We start from the raw sequence: 2,954 nt of genomic DNA, 5'->3' as shown, positions 1-2,954 counted from the left end.
TAAAGACCTTTATGGGTTTTTCTGTCCACTAAAATGTTCAACTTAAATTTTACAATCTGCTTTACATATAATTTCTATAGTGTTACCTTAATGATGAACATTTAACTAAAAGAGGGATTGAAATGAAAGGTTTAAGAAGACACAAAGTAATTTGCAGTCTGGTAATCGCAATCGCCAGCGTGTTCCTTTTTTGTTTTAATGCTAATGCAGCAGCAATTAAAGTAAATGGTTTAGATGCGTCGCAAGCGACTGTAAAGGGATTACAAGTTTCGGGGGCAGTTTCGAATATCCAATATTCATGGTCTATTCCGGATAATGAAAACGTAGCGGATGGAGATACGGCAGTATTTACATTGCCAAATGGCTTTGAAATTTTACAGGGCTTTCAGGGAAGTGTAAAAGCAGTTGACGGGACAGTTGTTGGGACAGCAGTGATCAATGCTAATTCGTCAACTGGAACAATTAAGTTTAATGGAACCTTAACCGGGAAGACTTAACGGCAAGGAACATTACAGTTATGGGCTTGCAAAAACAGACCTAGTAATACTTATCAAGTAAGTAGTCCATCACTTGGACCGGTGACTAAATTCGGAAGGGTTGTGGAAGACGGTTTAGAAGTCAGTGGAGCAGTGATTCCTCAGGGGTCAAAAGCCACTAACTTTGCAACTTCAAGTGCTGCATATAATATGACATGGTACGTTTTGATTAATCCATCAGGAAAAAGTTTGAAAAATGTTGTGATTACGGATCATGGTTCAGATACGGATTTTGAAATTCATGCTTATCAAGCAACTGTAAATGGAACTACTATCTCAGGAACAAATGGGATTCCGTGCACTCCGCAGCAGGATTATGATACGCATACTTTAACAGTTAATTTAGGGGATATTAATACTCCTGTACTCTTGACGTACCATTCTTCACATTTCAAAACAGATACAGCGGATATTGATACGTTTAACAATGAAGCTACTGTTACAAGCAACGGAACGGTTTTAGGAAGTACCAATGCTGAAGTTGGTTGGGGCATAACAGGAACTGCATCATATAGTAATAAACCGTACGTAAGTTCATCGAACTCAAGTAGTTCATCAAGTTCAAAAAGTATAAGCAACTCAAGTAGCAAGAGTTCATCAAGTTCTGAGAGCTTAAGCAGCATATCAAGCAGTAAGGGTTTGATGAGTAGCAGTGAAATTTCTTCAAGTTTATCGAAAAACTCAGGCAGTTTGGGTAATCCATCAAGTTCATTGGTAAAGAATTCAATGAATTTGCATGGTGGTACAAATAATAAGTCAGTTACAAAACCTTCAAATCATTCTAGTAAAGGCCATCTACCGCAGACTGGAGAGTTGACATCAATTGTTGCAGCTACAATTGGTGTGATACTAATTGCGGTTGGTGTGTATAGCGTTAAAAAAATGAAATAGTTAATAATCACTGTAATAAAGGCCGAGGCAAATAGTCCGCGGCCTTTTTATATTGATTTAAACATAAATGTTAAATTTTTTTATATCTTAAATTACAATCTCCTTAAGTTCATTGATAAGATGTACAATAAATCTATATCAAGGAGTTAGGGGCAAGGTTAATGTTACAATTAATATCACTTTTAATTGAGCCATTACATATTGTCTGCTTTTACATATTATTTTTTACTCAAAGTTGGGCTCATGTAAGAAATTTACGAGTAAGAAAATTTAAAAAATTAGCAGTCGCGTTGATGGTAATGGTTCTGTTTCAGTTTTTGATCGAATTATATTCACCTATTCGATGGTTTCTAATCCTATGTACAAATTTAGCAACAATTTTGTTCTTAATTTTAATTACGTATTTAGCGTTACGACAGCATAATCATTCTGATTTAACGTTACAGATTAATATTTTGCTTTCAATGGACATTTTTATTGTAGTTCAAATCTTTTGCGCATTTTTAGATAAATCATTACTTGTATTGTGTCAGGATGTAAGAGTCGTTCATCCGATGATTCTAGTTGTTATTTTACACAATGTTGCAGAAGGTGTTTTAGCGTTTTCGCTTGGAATAACTTCCGGTCGATTATACAATCTTGATAGAGTCATTGATAAGAAAATCGATAAGCAAGTTCAGCGGATCGTAGTAAGTATGTTTGTAATCATGTATGCTTTGACATGGATTTATACTTCAACCCAAAGTTTATATAATCATGTTGAAAATCTACTGTTGCTTTTGATTATTCAGCTTGTTTTCTTTTGGATTTTGTACTTTGCAATTAACCGGCGCGAAAAGGAACGGATTCATAATGAATTGGTTGAAGACCGGTTGAGCAACTTGAAAGAATATACCGATCACCTGGAACAAGAGCAGCGGAAATTGCGGAAATTTAAACATGATTATCAAAATATGCTTTTGAGCTTGGAAGAAAATTTGCGGTCGTCGGATTCAAAGGATGCGAAGGAATACCTGCAAACGTTTAAACAATATAGCGACAACTACATTAGCGAAAGCGGTCTGTGGATGTTTAATGACTTTGACAACATCAAAACGCCGTACCTTAAAAGTATTTTGATCAATAAAACTTCGCAGGCAACGGAGCAAGGAATCGACGTTCACTTTGAATGCAAGTATGACGTTGAAGAAATTGCGATGGAGCCATATGATTTAGTTCGAATTGTCGGAATTGCGTATGACAATGCGATTGAAGCCGTGAAGGATTTTGACAAGGAGCGGAAGAAGATCAACATTATGGTTTACCGCTCAGAGGGTCAAACTGAAATCTCAATTGCAAATCCGGTGCTTAAAGCAAAGAACTTAGCGCATATCAAAAAGGAAGGGATTACCACTAAGAAAGGTCATTCCGGTTTCGGATTAGCAAATATTGAAGAAATCAGTAATCACTATGCAAACCTTTTGGTAAACTATCAAGAAAAAGACGGCTGGTTTACGATTGACTTTGTTGTTATGGATCAATTAAAAA

3 protein-coding genes are annotated in these 2,954 nt (G+C 35.9%); all 3 read left to right on the top strand.

All coding sequences use genetic code 11. The features are described 5' to 3' along the window. Nucleotides 1-122 precede the first annotated feature (122 nt). Nucleotides 123-497: an Ig-like domain-containing protein gene (locus Q3C15_RS08600; RefSeq protein ID WP_302704966.1), complete on the top strand. Its 375-nt coding sequence runs from the start codon at nt 123-125 to the stop codon at nt 495-497. 102 nt (nt 498-599) lie between these two features. Then, entirely contained in the window at nt 600-1,427 is an 828-nt protein-coding gene (locus tag Q3C15_RS08595; protein WP_302704965.1) for an LPXTG cell wall anchor domain-containing protein, read from the top strand. Between the two features lie 554 nt (nt 1,428-1,981). Then, nucleotides 1,982-2,954 (top strand): sensor histidine kinase (locus Q3C15_RS08590; protein ID WP_302704964.1); only part of this gene is annotated, 973 nt, incomplete at its 3' end.

Origin of the sequence: Ligilactobacillus sp. 110_WCHN, assembly GCF_030518115.1 — a bacterium.
GTDB classification, from domain to species: Bacteria; Bacillota; Bacilli; order Lactobacillales; family Lactobacillaceae; genus Ligilactobacillus; species Ligilactobacillus aviarius_C.
This window is presented reverse-complemented; position numbering and strand designations above follow the sequence as displayed.